16 protein-coding genes, 1 tRNA gene and 1 CRISPR repeat array are annotated in these 24496 nt (G+C 48.3%); of the genes, 8 read left to right on the top strand and 9 right to left on the bottom strand.

Translation table 11 applies throughout. The annotated features are described in order from the left end of the window. The first annotated feature begins 52 nt into the window (after nt 1-52). The 3 genes from ACO6V5_RS02225 (at nt 53) to ACO6V5_RS02215 (ending at nt 3962) form a co-directional block, all read left to right on the top strand. A complete protein-coding gene (locus ACO6V5_RS02225) occupies nt 53-3349 on the top strand; it encodes a PAS domain S-box protein (RefSeq protein ID WP_422134550.1) in 3297 nt (1098 codons plus the stop codon). A 71-nt stretch (nt 3350-3420) separates the two neighbouring features. Next, nucleotides 3421-3759, top strand: a complete 339-nt coding sequence (locus ACO6V5_RS02220) for a hypothetical protein (RefSeq protein WP_422134551.1) — start codon at nt 3421-3423, stop codon at nt 3757-3759. Nucleotides 3760-3885: 126 nt separating this feature from the next. Continuing rightward, nucleotides 3886-3962: transfer RNA gene (locus ACO6V5_RS02215), tRNA-Pro, on the top strand. A gap of 13 nt (nt 3963-3975) precedes the next feature. Here the strand turns inward: ACO6V5_RS02215 and ACO6V5_RS02210 are convergent. Further along, on the bottom strand, nt 3976-4506 hold the full coding sequence (locus tag ACO6V5_RS02210) for a hypothetical protein (RefSeq protein WP_422134552.1): 531 nt from the start codon (nt 4504-4506) through the stop codon (nt 3976-3978). Between the two features lie 661 nt (nt 4507-5167). On the opposite strand from ACO6V5_RS02210, the gene ACO6V5_RS02205 reads away from it, so the two are divergent. From ACO6V5_RS02205 to ACO6V5_RS02190, 4 genes are all read left to right on the top strand, one after another. Beyond that, on the top strand, nt 5168-7027 hold the full coding sequence (locus ACO6V5_RS02205; protein WP_422138494.1) for a tetratricopeptide repeat protein: 1860 nt from the start codon (nt 5168-5170) through the stop codon (nt 7025-7027). Between the two features lie 190 nt (nt 7028-7217). Beyond that, the gene (locus ACO6V5_RS02200) at nt 7218-9455 is read left to right on the top strand and encodes a hypothetical protein (RefSeq protein WP_422134554.1); all 2238 of its coding nucleotides are present in this window, start codon (nt 7218-7220) and stop codon (nt 9453-9455) included. 54 nt (nt 9456-9509) lie between these two features. After that, entirely contained in the window at nt 9510-11753 is a 2244-nt protein-coding gene (locus ACO6V5_RS02195; protein ID WP_422413000.1) for a PABP-interacting PAM2 motif-containing protein, read from the top strand. Nucleotides 11754-11977: 224 nt separating this feature from the next. Next, the gene (locus ACO6V5_RS02190) at nt 11978-13237 is read left to right on the top strand and encodes a hypothetical protein (RefSeq protein WP_422413002.1); all 1260 of its coding nucleotides are present in this window, start codon (nt 11978-11980) and stop codon (nt 13235-13237) included. A gap of 470 nt (nt 13238-13707) precedes the next feature. On the opposite strand, the gene ACO6V5_RS02185 is transcribed toward ACO6V5_RS02190, so the two are convergent. The 8 genes from ACO6V5_RS02185 to casA all read right to left on the bottom strand — a co-directional run bounded on the left by ACO6V5_RS02185 (nt 13708) and on the right by casA (nt 24327). Then, a complete protein-coding gene (locus ACO6V5_RS02185) occupies nt 13708-14898 on the bottom strand; it encodes a Fic family protein (RefSeq protein ID WP_422411488.1) in 1191 nt (396 codons plus the stop codon). A gap of 413 nt (nt 14899-15311) precedes the next feature. Further along, a CRISPR array of direct repeats spans nt 15312-18578; the repeat unit is 29 nt; unit sequence CGGTTCATCCCTGCGGGCGCAGGGAACAC. 107 nt (nt 18579-18685) lie between these two features. Continuing rightward, nucleotides 18686-18973, bottom strand: coding sequence for a type I-E CRISPR-associated endoribonuclease Cas2e (gene cas2e / locus ACO6V5_RS02180; RefSeq protein ID WP_422134558.1), 288 nt, complete (start codon nt 18971-18973; stop codon nt 18686-18688). Between the two features lies 1 nt (nt 18974). Beyond that, nucleotides 18975-19895, bottom strand: coding sequence for a type I-E CRISPR-associated endonuclease Cas1e (gene cas1e, locus ACO6V5_RS02175; RefSeq protein WP_422411486.1), 921 nt, complete (start codon nt 19893-19895; stop codon nt 18975-18977). 31 nt (nt 19896-19926) lie between these two features. Continuing rightward, complete coding sequence (gene cas6e, locus ACO6V5_RS02170; protein WP_422138500.1) at nt 19927-20547, bottom strand: type I-E CRISPR-associated protein Cas6/Cse3/CasE; 621 nt, start codon at nt 20545-20547, stop codon at nt 19927-19929. Continuing rightward, on the bottom strand, nt 20534-21199 hold the full coding sequence (gene cas5e / locus ACO6V5_RS02165; protein ID WP_422134561.1) for a type I-E CRISPR-associated protein Cas5/CasD: 666 nt from the start codon (nt 21197-21199) through the stop codon (nt 20534-20536). Before cas5e ends, cas6e begins: the two co-directional genes overlap by 14 nt. 2 nt (nt 21200-21201) lie before the next feature. Then, on the bottom strand, nt 21202-22293 hold the full coding sequence (gene cas7e, locus ACO6V5_RS02160) for a type I-E CRISPR-associated protein Cas7/Cse4/CasC (RefSeq protein WP_422134562.1): 1092 nt from the start codon (nt 22291-22293) through the stop codon (nt 21202-21204). Nucleotides 22294-22332: 39 nt separating this feature from the next. After that, nucleotides 22333-22782 (bottom strand): type I-E CRISPR-associated protein Cse2/CasB, encoded by a 450-nt coding sequence (gene casB / locus ACO6V5_RS02155; RefSeq protein WP_422134563.1) that lies wholly within the window; start codon nt 22780-22782, stop codon nt 22333-22335. After that, entirely contained in the window at nt 22783-24327 is a 1545-nt protein-coding gene (gene casA, locus ACO6V5_RS02150; RefSeq protein ID WP_422411482.1) for a type I-E CRISPR-associated protein Cse1/CasA, read from the bottom strand. Here casA and ACO6V5_RS02145 point away from each other — a divergent pair. Further along, nucleotides 24270-24482: a hypothetical protein gene (locus ACO6V5_RS02145; protein ID WP_422137148.1), complete on the top strand. Its 213-nt coding sequence runs from the start codon at nt 24270-24272 to the stop codon at nt 24480-24482. The genes casA and ACO6V5_RS02145 overlap by 58 nt on opposite strands. The last annotated feature ends 14 nt before the right edge of the window (nt 24483-24496 follow it).

Here is a 24496-nt window from a genome sequence, read left to right as displayed (position 1 = left end):
ATCTCCCTTGGCTATTCTGAACAGGTTGCTAAGATTTTGCTTGAGGCAGGGCGTGGTCAAACCCTCTATTCGAAAAAAAATCATTCTTTTCACCGTAGTGCCCGTCACACTCTTCTATAACCTGCTGAGTGCCTTGCACATCTATACCTCTTTCAAGGAGTCCTCCCATGAGATAGAGATACAGATGCGCAACAACATTGTGCACTTTGCCCGTACCCTCGATGCCTACACTCAGGAGATCATGTCCCAGGCTAAAGCCCAGATTCGTTTATTACAGACTGAAAGCTACCCGACCTACCCGTTGCTACACAGTATTCTCGCTTCCAGCCCCTTCCTGACCAGAGTCTGCTGGATTGACACTAAAAATATAGCGACTTCAGCGTGTATCAATAAACGCAAAAACAAGGCAGAACCCACCCAACTGCCCGCAATGCCGCCCACCGAACTGGGCAGCAACTGGCTGCAGCTGCTCAAACAGAATGACTACTGGAGCAAGCTCTATCGGGATGCCAAAACCGGCAAGAGACTGGTCAGTTTTATTGTCCCGAGCTCTCAAAAGGGCGATGGGCATCTGCTTAAACTGGATGTTGATATCAATCGTATGGTTCACGATGTCATCAATCCAAAGCTGTTTGAAGGACGCAATATCGGGATCAACCTCTGGAAATTCAATATGGTCGACCGCAGCGGTGACTACCTCTACAGCGACAGCATTCAGGCGAACCGCTTTGGCCATAAAAACCTGCGCCAGACCGGTGAAGTTTATGGTATCGAAGGGTTCGGCAACAAGATCGAGGAGTGGATTGATTCCGGGCGGGCCGAGACCTTCCGGGCCTGGCTGCCAAACCCTCAGTATCAAAAAGAATACTGGTTCTTCGGTGCCCCGGTGTCTTCTTCCCAGTGGTGGCTCTATACCTCAGTCAGTCGACAACATGCTCTCCAGGGAGTGCTCGACATAGCCTTGCTGGACATTGCTATTATGCTGATCTCCCTGCTCTTGATTCTGGGTGGCATCTGCTATGCCTCCAAAAAAATCACCAACCCCCTGATTACCCTGAAATCCTGCATGGATAACTTTATCGAGCATCATAAGCTTGTTGAACTGCCCGACACCCACTCCAGGGACGAAGCCGGCTCCCTGGCCCGTTCATTTGTAAAACTGACTCAGTGGCTTGATGCCAGGGACCTTGCCCTGCACCAGGCCAGAGCCAACAATATGGGGCATATCGTTCAGGGGTTGAAAGGACGCTACTTTTATTTCCAGCTCAACACTGACGGCAAAATTGTTCATATCAGTCGTTCGGTGAAATCGGTCCTGGGCTATCGCAGTGAAGAGTTTTCCGGCCCACTGGAGAACTTTTTGAGTCACGATCCGGGCAATTGCAACTACAAAGTCAATTTTGAGAAAGCACTGAGAGGAGAGCCGGTAGAAGCTTTTGAACTGGATATCCAGAATAAACAGGGACAGTCCCGAAGGATTGAACTGTTCTGGAACGCCATGACTTCCGGACAGCAAAGAGTGATTGAAGGACTGGCCAATGATGTCACTGAACGGGTTAGTGATACCCTTAAATTCAAGGCTTTGCTGGATTCTGCACCAGATGCCATGATCATCCTGAATCCGGATGGCATTATCGTCATGGTCAATACCAGAGCTGTCGAACTACTGGGCTTCCTTCGCGATGACCTTATCAATATGCCCCTTTCTCTGCTTGTTCCTCCTCAATCCCGGGAGAACCATCCTTTGATCAGCCCTCTGCTAGAAAGAGCCTGGAAGCGAACACAACTGTTTCGTCGGGAGACAGAAGCCGTTGACCGACGTGGGCGCACCTTTCCAGCAGAGTTAACCAGTAATCCACTGATTACCCGCGACGGTATTCTTATATACGTTGTCATCCGGGATATCACGGAAAGCAAACAGATTGAGCTGGCCCTGCTGAGAGCAAGGGACGAAGCGATTACCGCCAGTCGCTCAAAAAGCCTGTTCCTGTCGTGCATGAGTCATGAGTTACGAACACCATTGAATGGTGTCATTGGCTATGCGCAGGTGTTACAGCGGTCAGGAGGACTGAACCCCGGACAGCACCGGAAGCTGGCCATTCTTGAGCGGTGTGGCCAGCATCTGCTAACCCTGATTAACGACATTCTTGATCTTACTAAAATTGAGACTCAGGGTGTGGACCTGCACCCGGTATCAATTAACCTCAGACGGTTGCTGTTGGAAACCCGGGAGTTTTTTGTCCCAAGGGCAGAGTATAAAGATTTACAGTTAATATTGACCATTGATGAGCAGGTTCCGGAGTGGATAGAAGTTGATGATGTCAAGCTAAGGCAAATTTTGACCAACCTTCTGGGCAACGCCATTAAATATACCGAAGAAGGCTCCGTTGAAATCCGCATTGATTCGGTGGATGAACGACTCTGCTTTTCAGTGAAAGATACCGGCGTAGGCATTGATCCGGATAATTTTGAAATTATCTTTGACCCCTTCAGACAGTTGGATGAAAGCCTGAAGTCAGGAGGCACCGGATTGGGTCTGGCTATTAGTCGCCACCTGGTTAAAGCCATGGGAGATGACCTGACTGTTACCAGCCATGTCGGCCAGGGTAGCAGCTTCAGGTTTTCGATCCCGTTGAAAGAAGTTCCGGCGCTGGATACCGATAATGTTTTTTCTTCCGACCAGGTGGAACTGATACTGGCTGACAATCAGACCTACACCGCACTGATTGTTGATGATCTGGAAATAAACCGTGACCTGCTTAAAGTCATCATGGAAGAAGCCGGCTTCAAAACCCTGCAGGCCAGTGATGGACTGGAAGCTCTGGCTCGCCTGGAAATCCAGAAACCGGAGCTGGTTATGATGGACATCAGAATGCCCAAAATGGATGGAATGGAAGCACTCAAACATATCCGTCTGAATCCCGAGCTGAAAAACCTGAAAGTGATCGCTGTGACCGCCAGCGCAGGCTCTGACATCCAGACAAGACTCAAGCAGGCAGGATTTGACGGCGTGCTGGCCAAACCCTTCAAGGTGAATTACCTGCTACAAGTAGTGGCCAGCCTTTTGAATCTGGATATCAGGAAGTCTCGCGTAGCCGCCGATAAAGCAGAAGTTTCTGAACTGCCGCAACTGGATGAGACTCATAAAAAAGCATTGCTGAGAAAGGTCTCCCGGGTGCTTGAATTCGGTGATATACAAGAACTGACGTCCATAACGGATGAGTTCAAAGAAGCACATTTGCAGACCTATTGCCAGTACCTTCTGCAAATTGCCGAGGCCTGTGATGTGGACGAGCTGGAAAAGTTCTACGAGCAACTGCAGAGCCAGTCTTCAGAGAGCCCGGTCTGAAGGTGCAAATCACTACAACAGAGCTCAGTATTAACCTATACTGCGCCATTATTAATCCCATCGAGTAACCCATGAATTCAACTTCAATTATTCAGGAAATTCAGGCCAAACTGACTCTCACCCTGAAAGACATCTACACATTGGCACTCAATGCCGATGAACAGCTGGAGATTCTGCAAAAACAAGAGAAAGGCAACTTTTCTGCCATTTTTCAGAAGGACTCAGGCTTCAGTGCCTCCGCTAACCGTTTTCTGCCCTATCTGATCGAATTAAATGACGAAATTGAAAGTCTGCCCATTATGGAACCTGAAAACCAGAGAGCCACGATTGAGGGCATTATGAAGAAAATGAGAATGATGCACGAAGTACTGGCCAGATTTCATAGCATCAAAGACGAAACCCTGCACTGAGCAGAGGACGGGCTGCCGACACGCGGCTGGAGCGAATCCGTCGCAGATACCCCTTGCAAAATAAGGTCGACAGGTTAATATACGGCTTCGTCAGCGGGGCACTTTCAGAAACCCCAAAGCGAAAGTCGGAGCGTAGCGCAGCCTGGTAGCGCACCACAATGGGGTTGTGGGGGTCGGAGGTTCGAATCCTCTCGCTCCGACCAGTTTTTCCGGACACTATTCCACGTTTGTTTGTGAGCTTGAACCATCAGAGCGATTTACTCTTTGACGAACTGTGTTATCAGGCACACATTCTTCATAGGATGGTGGAGGATTCTCTAAGTCTTCATCGATGTAGTCCCGCTGAGGTTGAAAAGCAACTACTGCATTTCGAATAGCTTCAGATTCTAATCGATCAAGTTCCTTAAAAAACTCTTTCCCGATCGAGTGACTTATCTGAGAGCCAGCTAACCACCCAGCTGCGGTTGCGACCGCAATCCCTAAATTACTACATGACATATATTTCGCAACAGAAAAACAGAAAGCGGAAACAGTCAATGGAGGGATTAACGCCATTCGTTGTTGTATATAAAACTTTCCATCATTGGAGTATTTATTATACTGATCAACATCCCAGAAAATATTTCTGATGGATAATTTTTTTACGGACCTCGTCAGGAATTGACCAACACTTGAACCCGTTTCTGGTTCTGCCTGTGTGCCTTGATCAGCAATTGGATGACCGGCTGCTTGATTATTTATATTCATCTCAAGGTACCTCCTTTTTCTAAACTATGAATCGTTCAAATTACTTTATCTTTAAAGAGAATCAGTTTCCCTGACATTTGCGATAGTGCAACTGACAAAATCCATTGGATATTTGGGATTGATAATCTGTCGAAAGAATTAAATTTGCTTCCCATAAATTAAGACCATAAAAATAAATGATAGTTCCATTCTCTGCATTTTCAGATTCAAATAATTCATTATTCCTGACCGGTCCGCTTTCAACCCCACCAACAAGTGATCAAACTGACGAGCAGCTTTTTTCATGATGCCCAGGAAAGCATGCCAATAAAGATAGCCGTGTTGAATAACTGTGAACTTTTATGTCCATTGACTGTCGAAAAGCACAGATTTCCACGAAGATTAGATTGCTATGAGTTATGGATTAACGCCTACCATCGCTTTGGCCGGTGAGGTACCAGGACCTTCACAGCATTACGCGCCAGATTCTGATACTGATAAGACGGCAACAAAGAGCCCATCGTCCTTGAATCCGGAGGCTGCTCCATTTATTCCACGGACTCAACCGTCTCAATGCACTCTTCAACGTAGGAACACGCCCTCAGATATTAAAGTTCGGCAAGCAAAAGCACACTCAAGGCTTTCTCCTCAGAGGCTTCACCCCCGGGAAAAAAAGGCACCCTTGACCATTCAAGCAAGGATTGATGAGGCTTTCACGGCACTGAATCGCCAACGTTTCAGCGATGCAGAAGCAGTATTCAGTGCCATCTTGCAAGAAAAAAGGCTGAGTCCGTTCAACTACAAAAACGTAACCATAGGGCTTGCAAGATCGCTAAAAGAACAAAGCCGTGAAAAACAGGAAAAAGCATGCTCCCTTTTGGAACAACTCAGACAGAAAGGATCAGTCAATGAATTCGGGGCTTCAAGCATTCATAACCTCGATCTGACCCTGAGCCGCTGTGAACAGGGACTTGGGCAACACCTTAAGGCTGAAGCACGGCTATTGGCTCTGAGAAACAAAAAGCACGATGACGATGAGGAAACCCTGTGCGAGCCTGGTGGCAATTTCGAAATTGATATTGCTGCAGCCAGACACTGGCAGATTATGAGCAAATACAAGTTGACCGACACGCTATTACTGAAAATGAAAGCAGCGCTGAATGACAGCTTGCATACAGACACATTCAGTTCCGATGTCAACAAACTGCATAAATATATACGCATCGTCAATTTGGCTCTGGCGCGAAACTGGCAGCTGACAGGGAAACATAAAGCCTGTGAAAGACTATTGCTGAACATGAGTGGCAAGAACCCCAATGGCAGTGAGGAAAGCCTCTGCAAACCCTGTAAAGATCATGAAATCAACCTGGCTCTGGTGCGACACTGGCAGGTAATGGGCAAATATAAACTGGCTGAAAGACTGCTGCTTAACATGGGTGGAGAGCATCCCGATGATAGTAAGGAAACCCCACGCAAGGCCCGTAAACATGATGACATTAATCTGGCTCTGGTGCGTCTGTGGCACGTGATGGAAAAACATGAACAGGCCGAAAGACTGCTACTTAACTTGAGTGGCAAGAACCCCGATGGCAATGAGGAAAGCCTCTGCACCCCCTGTAAAGATCATGAAATCAACCTGACTCTGGCGCGACACTGGCAGGCAATGGGCAAATATAAACTGGCTGAAAGACTGCTGCTTAACATGAGTAGAAACAACCCGGGTAGCCGTATGGAGAGCCACTTCAAAACCTCTGCTCATTATGTTACCGGATTGGCTCTGATAAGACTTTGGCAGGAGATTGGCGAATACGAACAGTCTGAAAGACTGCTGCTGAAAATGGCTGGCAAGCACCCCGGTGACGATGAGTTCAGCCTGTGCAAGCCCTCCGGGCATTATGATATTGACCTGGCTCTGGTGCGATGCTGGGAGATGGTGGGTAATCATAAACTGGCTGAAAGACTGCTGCTGAATATGATTGGCAAGCACCCTGATGCCTCTGAGGAAGTCCTGTGCAAGCCCTCTGGGCTTCATAACGTCGATCTGGCTCTGGCAAGACAATGGCAAAGAGCGGGTAAATATGAACAGGCTGAGAAACTGCTAAGGCGCTGCGATGAATTATATCATTCGAATGAATGCGAATTAACTCTATTGGTCGTACTTGCTCGACAGGCAGAGTTCATGGAAATGATTGCCGGTTATCCAGAAAATGCCAACACATTGTTGGCTACCTCAATCCATTATTTCATTCTGGCTTGTCAGCAGATAATGAACGATGGCCCGGAGTCAGGACAGGACAACCTCAATAAGGCCCTGAGGTCAGTGCAAGCAATAATAGAGATGTACTCTCCAAATGCAGGCGCTTTTTCACAAAAAGCCCATTGTCTCAGAATGATGGGTGCCAGTGAGAAAGAATGGAAGTATTGGTTTGATAAATCAGGACACCACGACAGCTCCCGGGCGCAGAAGAATAAAACTGATTATTGGCGGAGCATCGAAGCCAGTGCTCTTCAAAAAGTGCGTAGCTCCATGGGGCAAACATGAACGCAAATTATCACAAGCAATTCAAGGCCTTTTGAGAAAAGGACCTGTTTACCCTGACACCCGGCCCGGATTATTTGTCACCACTATTTATGCCCTCCATGCACTGATTCAAGAGTCAAAGGCCGGATAACCATGAACTTTCATGTCCGCTCGCTGTCCAAAGGCAAAGATTTCCATGGAAGTTATAGCTATGAGTCACGGTTTAACCCCAATCAACACCACAGCCGATACAAGCACGAGCCCTGCAGATTCCACAACATCAAAGCCAAAATCTACATTGAACCCTGAGGCGCCAGCATTTATTCCACGTACTCAGAGTACTCAGCAACATTGGAATCCACCCGCCAATATCAGAGACCGGCAAGCAACTGCAAGCCAGGACCTTTCTACGCCGACGTTTCAACAACACAGAAAAAAACATCATAACGCTTATTCAGGCATGATTGATGATGCTTACAAAGAACTCAGAAAACACAAATTCACAACGGCAGAAAAAGCATTTCGGACCCTCCTCAAAAACTCTGAGGAGACACTGAGTCAATTTCAGCGCCATTCTGTACTGATGGGGCTTGCAAGGTCGCTAAAAGAACAAACCCAAGAAAAACAGTTAGAAGCCTGTTCTCTTCTGGAAGAACTCAGATCAAATGGAACATTCTCTCAATCCGGAGCTTCGACCATACCCTACCTTGAGCTGACCCTGAGCCAATGCGAACAGACGCTGGGAAGGTACCTCAAGGCTGAAACACGACTTTTAATTCTGAGCAACAAAAAGCCCAATGCCAACGAGTGGGCACTGTGTCAGCCTTCCGGGGATTATAACGTTGATATTGCACTGGCCCGGCTATGGGAGATTATGAACAAACGCAAGCTGGCTGAAACACTGCTACTGAAAATCCTGGCAGAACTGACTCAAAGACTTCAGTCACGTCTATCCGCTCGCGCTGCCAATAAATTTTGCAAATACCTCCACGACGCAAATATGACTCTGGTACTACTCTGGGAGCGGATGGGCAAACAGCAAGGGGCTGAAAACCTGCTTCTGGAGATGAGTGGCAAGCCCCCCAATGCCAGCGAAGACATTCTATGCAGGCCCTGTGAGCATCTGGACATCAACCTGAGCCTGGTGCAAATATGGGAGGTAATGGGCAAATATAAACTGGCGGAAAAACTGCTGTTGAATATGAGTGGCAAGCGCGCCGATGCCAATGAGGACCGTCTGTGTCAGCCCACAAAGCATGACATTGATCTGGTACTGGTACGACTCTGGCAGTTGATGGACAAACATAAACTGGCTGAAAAACTGCTGCTGAAAATGGCTGGCAAGGATCCTGAAGCCAGTGAGGAAGTCCTGTGCAGCCCCTGTGAGCATGAAAACCTCAATCTGCCCCTGGCACGACACTGGGAGGTGATGGGCAAATATAAACTGGCTGAAAAACTGCTGCTGAACGTCAGTGGCAAGCACCCTGATGCCAGTGAGAAACACCTCTGCAAAATCTCTGGAAAGTTTGCTATTGATCTGGCTCTGGCAATACTCTGGCGAGTGATGGGCAACATTGAATGGAGTGAAAAACTGTTGCTGAACATCAGTGGCAAGGACCCTGATGCCAATGCGGAAGTCCTTTGCAGGCCCACAGGAGATCATAAAATTGACCTGGCTCTGATGCGACTCTGGGAGATGACAGATGGCAAACATGAATGGGCTGAAAGACTGCTGCTTAACATGAGTGGCAAGCCCCCTGACGCCACTGAGGAAGCCCTGTGCAAGCCTTGTGGAAATAAAGAAATTGATCTGGCTCTGGCGCGACTCTGGGAGATGACAGAGAGCACACATGAACGGGCTGAAAGACTGCTGCTGAACATGAGTAACAAGAGCCCTGATGCCAGTGAGGAAGACCTGTGCAAGCCCTCCGGGAATCATGATATTGATCTGGCTCTGGCGCGTCACTGGAAAGCAGTGGGCAAAATTCAACGGGTCAGGAAACTGATTGAACGTTGCAGTGGACTCTATCATTCGCTTGAATGTGAATTGTTACTGTTGAACTTCCATGTCGGGCAAGCAGGATTTATGGAAATGATTACCCGGTATCCGAAAAATGCCAATACACTGCTGACGACTTCGATCCATTATTTCATCCTGGCATGTGAGCAGATAACAGAGGGTGGCCCGGAATCAGGAAAAGATACTCTCAAAACAGCTCTTGAGTTCGCAGAATCAGCATTGCAGAAGTGTCCCACAAATGCGGGCGCGGTGTCGCAAAAAGCGCACTGTCTGAGAATGATGAGCGCCGATCAGCAAGTATGGAAAGGATTGTTCCAAAGAGCCCGTCGCCTTGAACCCAGTCGAGAGCATAAAGATAAAACCGATCATTGGCGAAGTGCAGAAACCGCAGCTCTTCGGAAGGTGCGAGGTCGCGCAGAGTTAAAATGAACTTCTGTCCCTGTGAACAGTCAAAGAGCATGTTTCCATGAGAGTTATATCGCTATGAATCACGGACTAACTCCAACCAGCGCCACAGCCAATACAAGTTCGGCCCTTGCAGATTCCATAACATCAAAGCCACAATCTAAATTGAACCCCGAGGCGCCAGCGTTCATTCCACGTGTTCAGAGTGCTGAGCAACATTGGAATTCACCCGCAAATATCAGAGACCGGCATACAACGGTAAACCAGAAACCTTCTTCCCTGAGGTCTCAACAACTCAGTCAGAAGAAAGGTCCTGGCCCTTATTCAGACATGATTGATAATGCTTACCAAGAATTCAAAGACCGCAAATACGCAACGGCAGAAAAAGCGTTTCGTACCATCTTGAAAAACTGTATGGAGTCACTGAATCAATACCAGCGACATGAGGTACTGCTGGGGCTTGCAAGGTCGCTAAAAGAACAAAACCGCGAAAAACAGTTAGAAGCCTGCTCTCTTCTGGAAGAGCTCAGATCAAATGAAACATTCTATCCATTCGGAGCGTCGACCGTTACCCATCTTGAGCTGACCCTGAGCCAATGCGAACAGGCGCTGGGGAGGCACCTCAGGGCTGAAAAACGACTTTTAATGCTGAGCAACAAAAAGCCTCAAGCCAACGAGAGGGCACTGTGTGAGCCCTCTGGCAACTACACCGTTGATATTGCCCTGGCCCTGCTATGGGAGACTATGAACAAAATCAAGCTGGCCGATGGACTGCTACTAAAAGTCGTGGCAGAGCTGACTCAAAAGCGTCGGTCGTGCCCATCCGCCAACGCTAAAAAAAAATTGGGTAAATTCCTCCATAACGCCAATATTGCTCTGGTGCGACTCTTACAGGCGCAGGGCAAACATGAACAGAGTGAAAAACTGCTGCTGGAAATGAGTAACAAGCACCCCAATGCCAGTGAAGACACTCTGTGCAGGCCCTGTGAGGATCATGTCACCAACCTGTCCCTGGTGCGAATTTGGGAAATAATGGGCAAATACAAACTGGCTGAAAAACTGCTGCTGAACATGAGTGGCAAGCGCATCAATGCCGATGAGGACAGTCTGTGTCAGACCACCAAGCATGACACCGATCTGGCACTGGTGCGACTCTGGCAGTTGATGGACAAAAATAAACTGGCTGAAAAGCTACTGCTGAACATGAGTGGCAAACACCCTGATGCCAGTGAGGAAGTCCTGTGCAGCCCCTGTGAGAATGACGACATCAATATGACCCTGGCACGACACTGGGAGGTGATGGGCAAATATAAACTGGCTGAAACACTGCTGCTGAACATGAGTGGCAAGCACCCTGATGCCAGTGAGGAAGTCCTGTGCAAGGTCTCTGGAAAATATCTTGTTGATATGGCTCTGGCAATACTCTGGCGAATAATGGACAAGGATAAATGCTGTGAAAAACTGTTGCTGAACATGAGTGGCAAGCACCCTGATGCCGATACAGAAGTCCTTTGCAAGCCCTCTGGAAATCATAAAGTTGACCTGACTCTGGCACGCCTATGGGAGACGATAGATGGCAAACATGAATGGGCGGAAAGACTGCTGCTGAACATGAGTAACAAGCCCCCTGATGCCACTGAGGAAGTCCTGTGCAAACCCTCTGGAAATAACGAGACTGATCTGGCTCTGGTACGACTCTGGGAGCTGATGGAAGGCAATAAACATAAATGGGCTGAAAGACTGCTGCTGAACATGAGTGGCAAGTGCCCTGATGCCAGTGAGGAAGAGCTGTGCAAACCCTCCGGGCATCATGATATTGATCTTACTCTGGCACATCACTGGGAAATAGTGGGCAAATCTCAACAGGCCATGAGACTGATTGAGAGTTGTTGTCAACTCTATCATTCAACTGAATGTGAATTGTCACTCTTGAACTTTCATCTCGGGCAAGCAGGATTTATGGACATGATTGCCCGGTATCCGGAAAATACCAACACACTGCTGTTGACTTCGATCCATTATTTCATCCTGGCACGTGAGCAAATAATAAAGAGTGGCCCTGAATCAGGAAGTGATAGCCTCAAACACGCTCTTGAGCTTGTAGAATCAGCATTGGCGAAGAGCCCCACAAATGCAAGTGCGGTGTCACAAAAAGCGCATTGTCTCAGAATGATGGGTGCCAGTGAGCAAGTATGGAAAGCATTGTTCAGTAGAGCCCGATCCCTTGAACCCATCCGGCAACATAAAGATAAAACCGATCATTGGCGAATCAAAGAAGCCATTGCCCTGGCTAAGATGAAAAGTCTCACAAAGCAAACATGAACCTCTGTCCCCGCTGATTATCTGGAGGTATGAGTTTTATAGCTCTTCCGACTCATGGTGATAACGAGCTTCATCGCCTTTTGTCTTGCTGATTTTTGACCAGGCAACGAATCCGCTACCCCGCTCATAAGAAAAAAAAATCTGACAAGATAAATAGATAAACATGAACTTTCACAACCGTTTACTGTCCAACAGATTAACTTTTCCATGGAAGTTCTATTGATATGAGGTATGTAATAAAACCAAAAACTGGCGCTGCGGCCAGTAGTGCAACAAAAACAACAAAAAAGAGCCGATCCAATTTAAACCCGGAATCTTCATCAATTAATGAGCGTGTTCATGAACATTCGAACAGATCCTCAAATACCAAAGTCCAGCAAAGTGCCAGGCCCTCATACCCTGAAGCCACCAGAGAGAGGATCGATAAAGCTTTCGAAGAACTAAAAAAACAAAATTTCACAAATGCAGAAAAAGTGTTCCAGATCATATTAAACGAAGATCAGGACATACTGAGTCTGTTCCACTACCAAAACATAGTGATTGGGCTGGCAAGGTCACTAAAAGAGCAAACCCGCAAAAAACAGATAGAAGCCTGCTCTCTTCTGGAAGAACTCAGGTTGACTGGATCATTCACTGAGTTCGGGGCTTCGACCATTCATAACCTTGATCTGACCCTGAGTCGTTGTGAAGAGGCACTTGGAGAGTACTTTAACGCTGAAGCACGACTGTTAGCATTGAGAAACATAAAGCCCAATGCCAATGACAGGACCCTGTGCGAACCTTCAGGGAATTTCAACGCAGATATTACTATTGCACGACTTTGGCAGTCTATGGACAAACACACATTGACTGAAACACTTCTTCTGAACATAAATACAGAGCTGACCAGAAGGTTGCGGTCAAAACCACACGCTCCCTCTGTGCAAAGACTGAGTAAGCACATCCCTACCGTTAATATGGCTCTGGTGCGAATATGGCAAGTGATGAGCAAATATGAGCAGGCTGAAAGACTGCTACTAAAAATGAGTGACAGGCACGAAAATGCAAGTGAAGACAGCGAACCCTCCGGGCATCATGACATCGATCTGAAACTGGTGCGACACTGGGGGCTAGTGGGCAAATATCAACTGGCTGAAAGGCTGCTGTTCAACATGAGCGGCAAGCAAGCCAATGCCAGTGAAGACATTCTGTGCACCCCCTCTGAACAGAGTGACACTGATCTGGCTCTGGTGAGACTCTGGTCACTGATGGGCAAACATCAACAGACTGAGAGACTTCTGCTGAACATGAGCGGCAAGCAACTCAGTACCAGTGAAGACATTCTGTGCATCCCCTCTGAAAACCGTGACATTGATCTGGCTCTGATCAATCTCTGGCGAGTAATGGGTAAACATGAACTGGCTGAAAGGCTGCTGAAACGATGCAGTGAATTGTATCAGTTGGATGAATGTGAATTGGAGCAGTTGAAGCTATCTCCTGGCTAATCAGCAGAGCCCTTTTTAAGGTGCATGACATGAGAGCAAATATAAACGTGTCATTCTGAGAGGCATGGCGGTTCACCCCTGCAGGCACAGGGAACACTTTTTCATACCTCTCGAACTAGCAGCCTGTCGGACTTAAGCGTCCGTAGCGAGGATTGCAAGAAATTGAGGATAAAAATCTCTGTTTCTGAGGAGAATAGCGAGCTATTTGACGAAGAAACAGAGATTTTTAGACCAATTTATTGCAACCGCACGACTGCATGGATGCAGGAGCTAGAGCAACGCAGGAGCAGTTGCCGTGTAGGACAGTCTTAAGTCCGACAGGCTGCTAGCAGCCAATGCCAATTAAGCGTCATAGCCAGTAGCAACAGGCTGCTTTATTCCTAAGATGCTCTAACCGCCCAATCATTTAGCCATGGTCGTACGGTTAACAGAAGCACTTTAGCGGCGGTTACGCTTACACGTGCAATGATTTACCACAATCTTGGGAACAGGATATCCACTGAGTTTGGAGACAAAGAGAGAGATACTGGCTTTCTGGGAGGGGCGCTGACCAAACGCTCATCGACCATTTGAGATAAAATAGTTCTTATTGTTCTCTCTCCAAGATTGAACATTCCTTGTATCTCAGTTCTTTCTAATTCGCCTGTTCTTGTTGTCAGCAGTTCTTTATATATTGTCTTAACTTCAGGCCTCATTTTTGGAAGATGGCTACCACCCAAGCCTGTTATAGCCTGCCTGTTTCTCATTTCAAAATAAATATCTACTCGCTCAACCAAGCGTTTAGGGTCGAGTAGTTCATAAAAGAACTTAACTTGATCCAATGCGGTTTCAATAAAATAGGTCATGAATTTTAATAAGCCTCTATCTGATAGCATCCCTCTGCCATCACTTGAACCCTGTCGCTCCATGTCAGCTGCTGCAAGAGCTTGGTAATAAGAGTCAACATCCCTGCCAAAACCACGGCTAATCGACCACAAACCATACCCACCAAGGTTGGCACAGTGTTTCATATAGTTATCTGTGAATAGCCTGCCCACTCTACCATTTCCATCCATAAAGGGGTGAATCCACATTAGTCTGTGGTGTGAGGCAGCAGCAGCAAAAATGCGGTTGGTCCCAAAAATCCTATCTGGGCTGTAAGCGTTCGAAAACCAGTTTAGAAGGCGTGTGAGTTCTTGGTATTCGGGAGCAATATGTTTTCCTACATGAAAATCTCTTGTGCGAAACTTACCAGGTTGAATGTTGATTTTCTCACCGGTTTCTTCGTTGTCAATCTCAAGAAATTTCTTAGGCATCCCTTCATAAAAGGATCTGTGAAGTTCTTTTAAAAAATCAACAGTGCAAATTTCATTTCTATCTAACGACTTTTGATTTAAATATTTTTGAACTTCAATATGATGCTTTATTTCAAATAAATCATCTTTTAAATCTTTTTCTTTGTTTAATTGTGCCTTTAGTATTTCTGCTGGCTGAGTTGGATTTCCTTCTATGCGGTTACTGTAGAAAGAGTTTACAACTCTAAGCATAAATTTGAGCGACTCTCTGAGAGATTCAGGTATATGGGCATTGAGTGCTGCATCAAGTTGCATCAGCTCAACCGCAGCATCTTGTAGCTCCCCTGGAGCACTATCCTGAAGTAAAAATGGTGTTATGGAAGTCATTTTTGCCGATCTTTTTGCCGATCTTTTTTCCAGTCTAGCATAGCTAAACAAAGGGTTTTATGGATATTTTCCATTATTTTTTGCCGGTTTTTGATAGAGTAAAAATTCCGGAATAGAGGCTTGCCAATGATCGAACCAAGAAGGGGCACCGCTTTGGGGTAACCTACTTACTTAACGCATTAAAAGCAAACTCTCTCACGTGCCAGTGGATCAGCCAATCAGGAAGGCAGACTTGAATCTGAGACTCCATAAAAAACATGATCAGCGACGTATATGAAGAATAACACCACCAAACCACTCAAATTCGAATTGCCAGTTTAAGGTCGCTGGAGGCTTGATAATCACAACTGGGATATTAACTCTAAGTTTACGTTTCCAGTTTAAGAAATATTTGGACACCTTTAGTTTTAGTGCGGTTCATCCCTGCGGGCGCAGGGAACACATCCCAAGGAGATCATCGGCCTCAAGATTACGAGGTTCATCCCTGCGGGCGCAGGGAACACACGCCTGCAGCCAGGCGTGGGTGATGTCGTGGTCCGGTTCATCCCTGCGGGCGCAGGGAACACTGCACTTTCAGGCAGGGATAGTCGCGCAGGCCCGGTTCATCCCTGCGGGCGCAGGGAACACCCCAGCTGCCTACGCCACCAAAACTCATCAGGCGGTTCATCCCTGCGGGCGCAGGGAACACTTTATCACCATCACAGGCCATGTAATAGAAGACGGTTCATCCCTGCGGGCGCAGGGAATACGCTGCCAGGGGTCCACCATGTTCTCTGCCATGGCGGTTCATCCCTGCGGGCGCAGGGAACACAGCTCCAGCAATACCGCTGTTTTTTTCAAAACCGGTTCATCCCTGCGGGCGCAGGGTACACTTATGTAACCTTTGTGTTGTCAGTGTCATTCTCGGTTCATCCCTGCGGGCGCAGGGAACACTATAGCAATACAGCCGATGCAGACTCCAATGGCGGTTCATCCCTGCGGGCGCAGGGAACACTATTGACAATCTTGAAGTGTTTATTGAGGCTACGGTTCATCCCTGCGGGCGCAGGGAACACGTCGTAAGTTCTATAAGAAACATGCTGAAGTCCGGTTCATCCCTGCGGGCGCAGGGAACACTATTCGAGATTTGCCCATTAAAAGGAGGAATACGGTTCATCCCTGCGGGCGCAGGGAACACTTCCATTATTCAGACTCCACCACAATGTAAAACGGTTCATCCCTGCGGGCGCAGGGAACACCTAAATCCCACCTTCACCCGTCGCAAATTGAACGGTTCATCCCTGCGGGCGCAGGGAACACCATTTCTAAGCTACCTCTTACGCTAAAGGTAGCGGTTCATCCCTGCGGGCGCAGGGAACACCAAACGATCACTAGAAAGACGGTAAGCCGCCGCGGTTCATCCCTGCGGGCGCAGGGAACACACGGAGGCCAAATAGTAATCTTTTCGATATTCCGGTTCATCCCTGCGGGCGCAGGGAACACTTGAGAAGTCTGAACAGTAGACGCAGTGGGTACGGTTCATCCCTGCGGGCGCAGGGAACACTCACACTCTTTCCCGGATGACGCGTAGAGCTTCGGTTCATCCCTGCGGGCGCAGGGAACACGCCAGAGTTTATGAGGGTAGGGCTGATGAAGGCGGTTCATCCCTGCGGGCGCAGGGAACACCAATTCACCCTGCCGCTACATATCAGGGCGTACGGTTCATCCCTGCGGGCGCAGGGAACACTACCTGATAAGGCATTAATTTGGTATGCAGAGCGGTTCATCCTTGCGGGCGCAGGGAACACACAGTGAACGGGTTGAGGATGAGGCTTGTGATCGGTTCATCCCTGCGGGCGCAGGGAACACCACCTCTTTTCACCCGGTGAAGGCTATTTTTTCGGTTCATCCCTGCGGGCGCAGGGAACACGTTTCAAGAGCCGACGGTTAGCCTCAATGTAACCGGTTCATCCCTGCGGGCGCAGGGAACACTTGTGAAGGTGGCCGCCAGAACTTCATTTAGGCGGTTCATCCCTGCGGGCGCAGGGAACACAGGAGGAAGGAAAATAAGCAATAATGGGGATGCGGTTCATCCCTGCGGGCGCAGGGAACACCTGGTAAACCTCACCCGTCCAAAGTGGGTAGGCGGTTCATCCCTGCGGGCGCAGGGAACACTGTCTCTTCCGGTACTCTTTCTCAACTTTATACGGTTCATCCCTGCGGGCGCAGGGAACACATTGCCTACCGCGCTGCGCTTGGAACATGGGGCGGTTCATCCCTGCGGGCGCAGGGAACACACAAGAATGTAATCCTATAAAGAGTGTCCAGACGGTTCATCCCTGCGGGCGCAGGGAACACGAACGCATCAAGACACGTCCGCTGGTTTCAACCCGGTTCATCCCTGCGGGCGCAGGGAACACCCAGTACCCGCTGCCATAACTGATTTGCCGTTCGGTTCATCCCTGCGGGCGCAGGGAACACCATGGTTGTACCTGATAATGGTAAAGCCTGCGCGGTTCATCCCTGCGGGCGCAGGGAACACGAAAAAATATGTTCGGTAAAATTATCTCAAAACGGTTCATCCCTGCGGGCGCAGGGAACACGCTCTATCTGTAGGTTTTGAGCGTTGCGCTTACGGTTCATCCCTGCGGGCGCAGGGAACACGATGTGATCGGGATCGGAGCCGGTAGCGCCGCGGTTCATCCCTGCGGGCGCAGGGAACACGTAAATGAACGTATCTTGTTCCAGCCATATGCCGGTTCATCCCTGCGGGCGCAGGGAACACAGAAGTACAGGCCATCATTTGAGAAGTAATCACGGTTCATCCCTGCGGGCGCAGGGAACACTCTTTGCAGGCACTGCCAGTGCTGCGGATGCCCGGTTCATCCCTGCGGGCGCAGGGAACACCGCACACTGGCAAATACCCCGCCAACATCAAGCGGTTCATCCCTGCGGGCGCAGGGAACACGTAAAGGCGATGGCTGCAGACATTATCTCAGCCGGTTCATCCCTGCGGGCGCAGGGAACACCGGCATGCTGTTAGAATTTACCCCCGTATTACCGGTTCATCCCTGCGGGCGCAGGGAACACTAAGTTGTTCAAGGGATTCAGAAACAAGGCGTCGGTTCATCCCTGCGGGCGCAGGGAACACCTTCAGGAATGGGCTGATTCCAATGCCACGGCCGGTTCATCCCTGCGGGCGCAGGGAACACTTTTTTCTGGGCATTGGGTTTCGGTTTCCGACCGGTTCATCCCTGCGGGCGCAGGGAACACAGCTGTTTTGTGTCGGGTATGGTGAGTTCGATCGGTTCATCCCTGCGGGCGCAGGGAACACTTGCTTCTGTTTGGGTGGAAGGGTTGTAGTATCGGTTCATCCCTGCGGGCGCAGGGAACACCACACCAACGGTGTCGCCAGGCGGGAGCCGTCCGGTTCATCCCTGCGGGCGCAGGGAACACTACCAGACCGGCTTGGTCAGCTTCAGGCTCAGCGGTTCATCCCTGCGGGCGCAGGGAACACTGTTTGGGTACCTGAATTTGTTTTTGAACAAGCTGGTTCATCCCTGCGGGCGCAGGGAACACTCGTACTGACCTGCGTAAGGAAGGACATTCAGCGGTTCATCCCTGCGGGCGCAGGGAACACTGAAGATAATCCCGACATTCCTACTATTGATCCGGTTCATCCCTGCGGGCGCAGGGAACACCCTAAAAAAATACACCATTAAATCAAAAGGTTACAATACCTAAAATTTCCACCAGCGAATTCATCAAAAAATCACTGTAAATATTCCATTGTTAAAGAACGGATTAATTACTCTCCCGATTGAAAAAGAACCAGCCTTAAACCATCTTCTTCAATAGGTATTCTTCTGTTCGTGCCGTAAGTTTGAAAATCAAATCCGGATTCTGTGTTGGTGGCCCAGGCCATGGCCACGTTGCCATCTTCAGCCAGCGCATTTATTTGCTCCCATATCATTTCCCTGATTCTCATAGATACATCTCCAACGTATACGCCAGCTCGAATTTCCAGAAGCCAGACGGCCAACCTTCCTCTTAATCTTGGTGGTACATTTTCAGTCACCACAACCAACATACTCATTTCAACTGCTCCTATGACCTGTGTCACCAATAGAAACAGGCTCAGGAATCGCCGGTGGCTGTGAATCTTCTGGCGGTGGAGGTGGCGTAATTTCTCCTGCCGCCAGAATCTCTTCAATAGTGGGTATGATCTTTTTTAGTAGTCGTGTTTTACGAAAACTGTCGCGACAGGTAATACGTACATCCCTGTCTGGGTTATGAGTACCCTTGGCAGCAATCTGAAACGCGACAGGCACTACTGTTTCAAATTTGAACAGATCAGCAATGTCATACACAAATGCTTTGGGCTTACCAGAATGAATAAATCCAATGGCTGGTGCATAACCCGCCGCTAACACTGCCGCCTCAGTAACGCCATAAAGACAGGCTGTAGCAGCACTTAAACATTTGTTGATGGTGTCACCTGACGCCCAATCCTTTGGGTCATAACTTCGCCCCTTCCATTCCACACCATATTGTTTTGCCATTAGCTGATACGTTTTTCTGACCCTGGCACCTTCTATGCCTCGCAGTTGATCCACTGAACGGCGAGAAGGGGCTGGTTCGCCAAAACGAAATTCGAACATTTTGCGAACGACTTTCAGTCTCAGTTCTTCATCCAGAGCCAGTTTTGCCTGATAAAGCAATTTATCTGACCTTGCTCCACCCGGCTGTCCGGCAGAATAAAGTCGTACACCGGACTCACCCGTCCAAATCAAGAGTGTCCCGGTCGTTGCCGCAAGTTTGACAGCAGCATGTGATACTCGTGTACCCGGCTCGAGCATAATACAAACGACAGAACCCACAGGGATATGTTTTCTGTCACCGTTGACTTCATCAACTACAACAAAAGCGCCATCACGGACATCTATTCGACCTTTGCTGACAAATACCATAGAGAGCCGGTCTTTGATTGGGATGGGTTTTAGTGGGATAAACGACATCTAATCTCTCTGTTATCGTTAGATTTCAGACTTAACAGGCAGCCAGACTCATCAGCCCCATGCCAAAGGATTTTGCAGGCCCTATGCCTTCAGCCACAGCCTTCTGTAATGCTGATGGTTCGACCACCAGTAATACACCCTCAAACAGCACCGGCTGCACCTTGCCACTGCGCATTTCCCGTGTTTTACGAAAGTAAATTGGATTTTCCTGCACTATATTGACCGCCTGTAAGCGGGCACCAGCCCGTTTGAGTTTACTTTTCAGCCATTGCTGCTGCTCTTCTTCTCTGAACAAAGGTACTCTGACCGAACGAATATGTGTTCTACCGTTACGAGTTACCGTACCTTTACGCTCATCCTTAACCGCCTTAACCGGATTACATCGCAGCCGAAACCGCAGTTGCTGACCTTCCTGGAATTTATAATTAACTGCTTTGGTCGCCAGACAACGAGCATGCTCACTGCCATCAGCTGGTTTTGAGAGTGATTGCATTAAGACCTGAGCCCCGGTTGCATGACTCCAGCTTTCTACACGAAACAGAAAGGTACGGTTGTCATCCGGTCGATCAGGAAACAATTGCCATAAAGCCCGGTGAAGTTCGTAAGCATTATTACTCTTTGCGGGGGAAATATGCACTTTAGCCAGATACATCACATCCCTCCTCTTTCGTCAGCACCTGCACATGGACTCTCCGATTAGCAAACTGCCTTGGCTGTTCAGTGATGGGGACATCCCTGAGCTGAAGCTGGCGGCTGCCTGATTTTTCTTCGTTGTAGACCGTACCGGCTACAGGTTCAATTTCTATGAGTGCGGCTAGCGCATCTTCGGCTTCAATCATATTTTCAAACAAGGGTCGAACCAATGGACAGCTGCGTCGGCCCAGTACTGGAGTGAAGATGGGTTTGCGAACGGCTTGCTGCAATTGTTGCAGAGAGATACTGGCTTCTGCCAGATTCCAGATGGCAACAGTGTATTTGGCATCCTGCCAATACTCACGCCAGGTCTGAATGGTCTGATGGCTTTTCAGCCCCTGATAATCCTCCCGTGCATCCTTAACGGTGTGATAGTCAGTCATTTTTATCGGCCTGTGTTTGCCCTGATCAATACGCACTGCAAAGCCGACACTCGTCGCCAGTTGGCGCTGCCTTTCAAAGTCTTCACGGTCAATACCAAGGCAGGCTCCCAGAAGCCCCAACAAGGCACTGCGCCCCGGAAAAGCCTCCGATGGTCGCAATCCTTCAAAGCTGTGTTTACCCCAGCTTTGCAAAGGACCTTCCAGCTTCAGAATCAAATACTGTCGCATAATTAGTCCTCACCATTGTTTTGAACCCATTGCTTCAGTACGGATAAGGACTCAACAGCATTAATACCTTGAGGAACTTCAACATCTTCAAGCACAAATTCGGCACAGCTATCATCCAGATCAAACCTTACTGTCAGTTTTTTCCAATAGTCATGGAGTTCCTTTATAGAAGGACGGCGGAAACCATCTCCTTTTTCCTTCACAGGACTTTCAAAGGCGTTGGCCAGTGACAGTGGCTGGTCAGAAAAACTAACCAGTGCCAGATCAGCCAGATTATGGGCAGCAAAACTTTGTTGTTTGGCAGAAGGCACTTCAGTAGCAAGCATATGCAATACATGGGCAGCAATTTCCAGCGCCTGTTCACGGGAAGCGTCACCCAGATTTTTTTGTAACTGCTGAAGGTTCAGGCTGGCATAACGATAAAAAACGCCAGAGGAAAATTCCTGGGTATCCAGGTGGCCCGATCCCATTTCCTGCAAATCATCAACGGCAGTGAACCAATCGATATCAGCATCAACTGCATGGGTGGTGATGGAATGGGCCACAGCAAGGGCACCGTCCACTTTGCCTACCGCACTCATCAGCCCTGAAGTCGCCATCCGCCCAGACAGAGCGATATCCACCGCTTGTCCCACAGCTTGTCGGAATCCCTGACTGTCTTTTTCAATCAGCTTTTGCAGTTTTTTTTCATCCAGCCCTTCATTTTCAGGGGATTGAATCTGTTCACATACATAAGCAATTTCTTCCACAACCCAGGGAGCAACGGCATCACCTTTGGTGCTCGTTTCGATGTCTTTTTTACCGGATACCCAGGCCAAAGCCTTTTTGATTAAATCCGGTGCAAATCGCTCTTTTAACTGTTCAACAACAAAATCCTGATATTCTCCCAGCTGTTTTGTCCGCTGGCTGGGGTTACCAAGATGCTCCCGATAATAATCACTTTTACGCAGGGTTCGCTTCAAACTCTGGCTGGAAACACGCACCCGCCGTTTACCACCGAAAATAGCCGACTTCTGCATATTCATGTCATCCCGGTTAAGGCAGGATGGGCTATGGGAAATCAGGATATGAAAGTTAATGAAGTTCTTATTCATAAGATTGTCCTTTTAAATGTCGTGTAAAAAGAAAATGATTCAGGAGGATTCTTTCTGATGCAGAAAGAAAGTTTCCAGCAATTTTTGCTTTTGTTCAGGATTATTCCAGCGCAGCAGCAACCAGGCTGTTTGATAAAAGTCGACCACTGGGTTTACCTGTTGCAATAACCTCCGCAACTGAATCAGATCATTAGGTTCCTGTGAACGAATGATCACGAACAGGCGCTTTTCTCTGACACCTGCCACAGCCAGAGCTTTACCCAGTGAATCACCACCAACCTGATGTTGCAGATATGGCAGACAGTAAACCAACCGCCGGATATTTTTATGGCTGGCATAACCGCGTGTTAACCGGTAAAAGGCGGGAACTTCAATGAGAGCATCGGGTGTCGAAACCCTGCGTAACTCGGCTTTATTACCAGCACTCAAATCGACATAACGATTCCACAGCTGGATGAAATCCTGAGACTTTTTGTTAGAAGGTTGCATTTAATTCTCCTCTGTCACCACAGCCTGAAGTTCAGCCAGTGATTTATTCAGGCTGCGCCGGGCCAATGCCAGTGCTTTGAGCATTTTGGGTTCCTGCCGGTAGGGTTTTGTGAGCTGATCAAACAATTGCAATACTGTTTGTTTTAATTGAACGCGCAGGCAATCTATAGTGGGTAGTGGCTCCTTGAAATTGATATCAGCAAAGGAGTCCCGAACCCACTGTTCTGTTTGTTGGAAGTAGAGGTCGTCACCCGACTGGCAGAGATTAACACCAGAGCCTTTGATCTCTTTGTTTTTATCTTTAATACCTTCTGAAAAGAGATAGAGCGCCTTGCGCAAAGCCGTTTTGTAAGCCAGACCTGTCTTTATGATATAGTGGATCACCTCGCCGTGTTCAGCCCAGCCATCCGCCAGACTGAAAAACTCGTGGCGCCGTTCCAGTACCGTTGCCTGATTGTTTCTATAACCGCCGATAACAAATCGTAAGTGCTTCTGCTTGATCAACCCGTCATCCCTGATCTGTAACAGTACAGGAGCAGGAATTTGTCCTTCTTTACTGGATTCCATTGCCACAACCAGACGGCTTAGTTGAGTCCAGCCAGGTGCGGTGGTGGTAAACGACGGAAACTTTTCTTCTTTTTTGCCTTTGACAATCTTGAAGGTTCGGGCTGACAGTGGATGCGGCCAGTTACCCTCCACTGTGTAATTAAATTTGGCTTTATTAAAACCCTTATACAACGGAGCAGTGACATTACAGACACTGCAGCAACCTGTGTCTTCAGCAGGCAAGAGTTCAAAATGTGCGGGTTGCCACAGTAGACCGCGGGCAAGACCGATGTTCGTTGCTCGAATTTTTTCTCCTGCTTTGACAGGATCAACATAGTTTGGAGCTTGTTGTGCAGTAGCCTGATACCAGGGCATAACAATATTACTCAAACGCTCCTGATGCAGCACATTCAACCATATTGTTCTACGCAGATCAGGCTCGGTAATTAGTTGCGTAACAGGCTCGGTAATCAGTTGCGTAATTGGAGTGCTACCGCGCAGGCTTCCCTTGAAGCCACCGCCCATACTGGGACAGTTGTTAGCCATGTTAAACAAGGCGATCGCCGTACAGCTACCACAGAGTCCTTCCGCCAATCCATGAGGATTAACAAAGGGTTTATTGGTTCCATCTGCTACACCTGCCAGCAGCTTATCCATTGGGGTCGATTTACTCGCCTTAACCCCACGGATTTGCATAAAGGGTGTAACTGGGTGATTCAGATCAAACCAGTCCTTTTTATCCTTCACCCCCTTCAGAAACTCATCGGTAGACAAAGGCTTTTTGAGCCGGGCCAGCAGTTCCTTTCGATCGGCTGGTGTAAAGCAAACCTGAGTTATGGCTACCAATAGCTGAACGCCAGCCAGCTCCAGATCATCGCGGGGCAAGCAGAGTTTACCTTTTTTCTCCCCACATAAGAGTTGCTGATAGGTGACCCAGAGCCGTGTTCCTTCGTAATGAAGGGGAATCCACGCTTGGTCAAGTAATGAAAATGGCTTCAATTTTTCATGCCTCTCCAAATGACAACCAGTGTAAAAACCAAGGTTTGCGCAGCAAGCCCATGGTCATTGAAGAGTTCAAAATCGTAACGCCTGCTTCAAGCCAGCCCAACAACCACAACAACCTGCTACAGGATGAAGATCATAATAAAGCCTAGATGATATTATTCAA

Origin of the sequence: Endozoicomonas sp. ALD068, from assembly GCF_049310145.1 — a bacterium.
Classification (GTDB): Bacteria; Pseudomonadota; Gammaproteobacteria; order Pseudomonadales; family Endozoicomonadaceae; genus Endozoicomonas_A.
This window is presented reverse-complemented; position numbering and strand designations above follow the sequence as displayed.

Coding starts and splice junctions, on each gene's coding strand:
- cas6e (WP_422138500.1), bottom strand. CDS start 20,547: ATGTATCTGGCTAAAGTGCATATTTCCCCCGCAAAGAGTAATAATGCT.
- ACO6V5_RS02200 (WP_422134554.1), top strand. CDS start 7,218: ATGAGTCACGGTTTAACCCCAATCAACACCACAGCCGATACAAGCACG.
- ACO6V5_RS02190 (WP_422413002.1), top strand. CDS start 11,978: ATGAGGTATGTAATAAAACCAAAAACTGGCGCTGCGGCCAGTAGTGCA.
- ACO6V5_RS02210 (WP_422134552.1), bottom strand. CDS start 4,506: ATGAATATAAATAATCAAGCAGCCGGTCATCCAATTGCTGATCAAGGC.
- cas1e (WP_422411486.1), bottom strand. CDS start 19,895: ATGTCGTTTATCCCACTAAAACCCATCCCAATCAAAGACCGGCTCTCT.
- ACO6V5_RS02195 (WP_422413000.1), top strand. CDS start 9,510: ATGAATCACGGACTAACTCCAACCAGCGCCACAGCCAATACAAGTTCG.
- ACO6V5_RS02185 (WP_422411488.1), bottom strand. CDS start 14,898: ATGACTTCCATAACACCATTTTTACTTCAGGATAGTGCTCCAGGGGAG.
- cas2e (WP_422134558.1), bottom strand. CDS start 18,973: ATGAGTATGTTGGTTGTGGTGACTGAAAATGTACCACCAAGATTAAGA.
- cas5e (WP_422134561.1), bottom strand. CDS start 21,199: ATGCGACAGTATTTGATTCTGAAGCTGGAAGGTCCTTTGCAAAGCTGG.
- ACO6V5_RS02220 (WP_422134551.1), top strand. CDS start 3,421: ATGAATTCAACTTCAATTATTCAGGAAATTCAGGCCAAACTGACTCTC.
- casB (WP_422134563.1), bottom strand. CDS start 22,782: ATGCAACCTTCTAACAAAAAGTCTCAGGATTTCATCCAGCTGTGGAAT.
- cas7e (WP_422134562.1), bottom strand. CDS start 22,293: ATGAATAAGAACTTCATTAACTTTCATATCCTGATTTCCCATAGCCCA.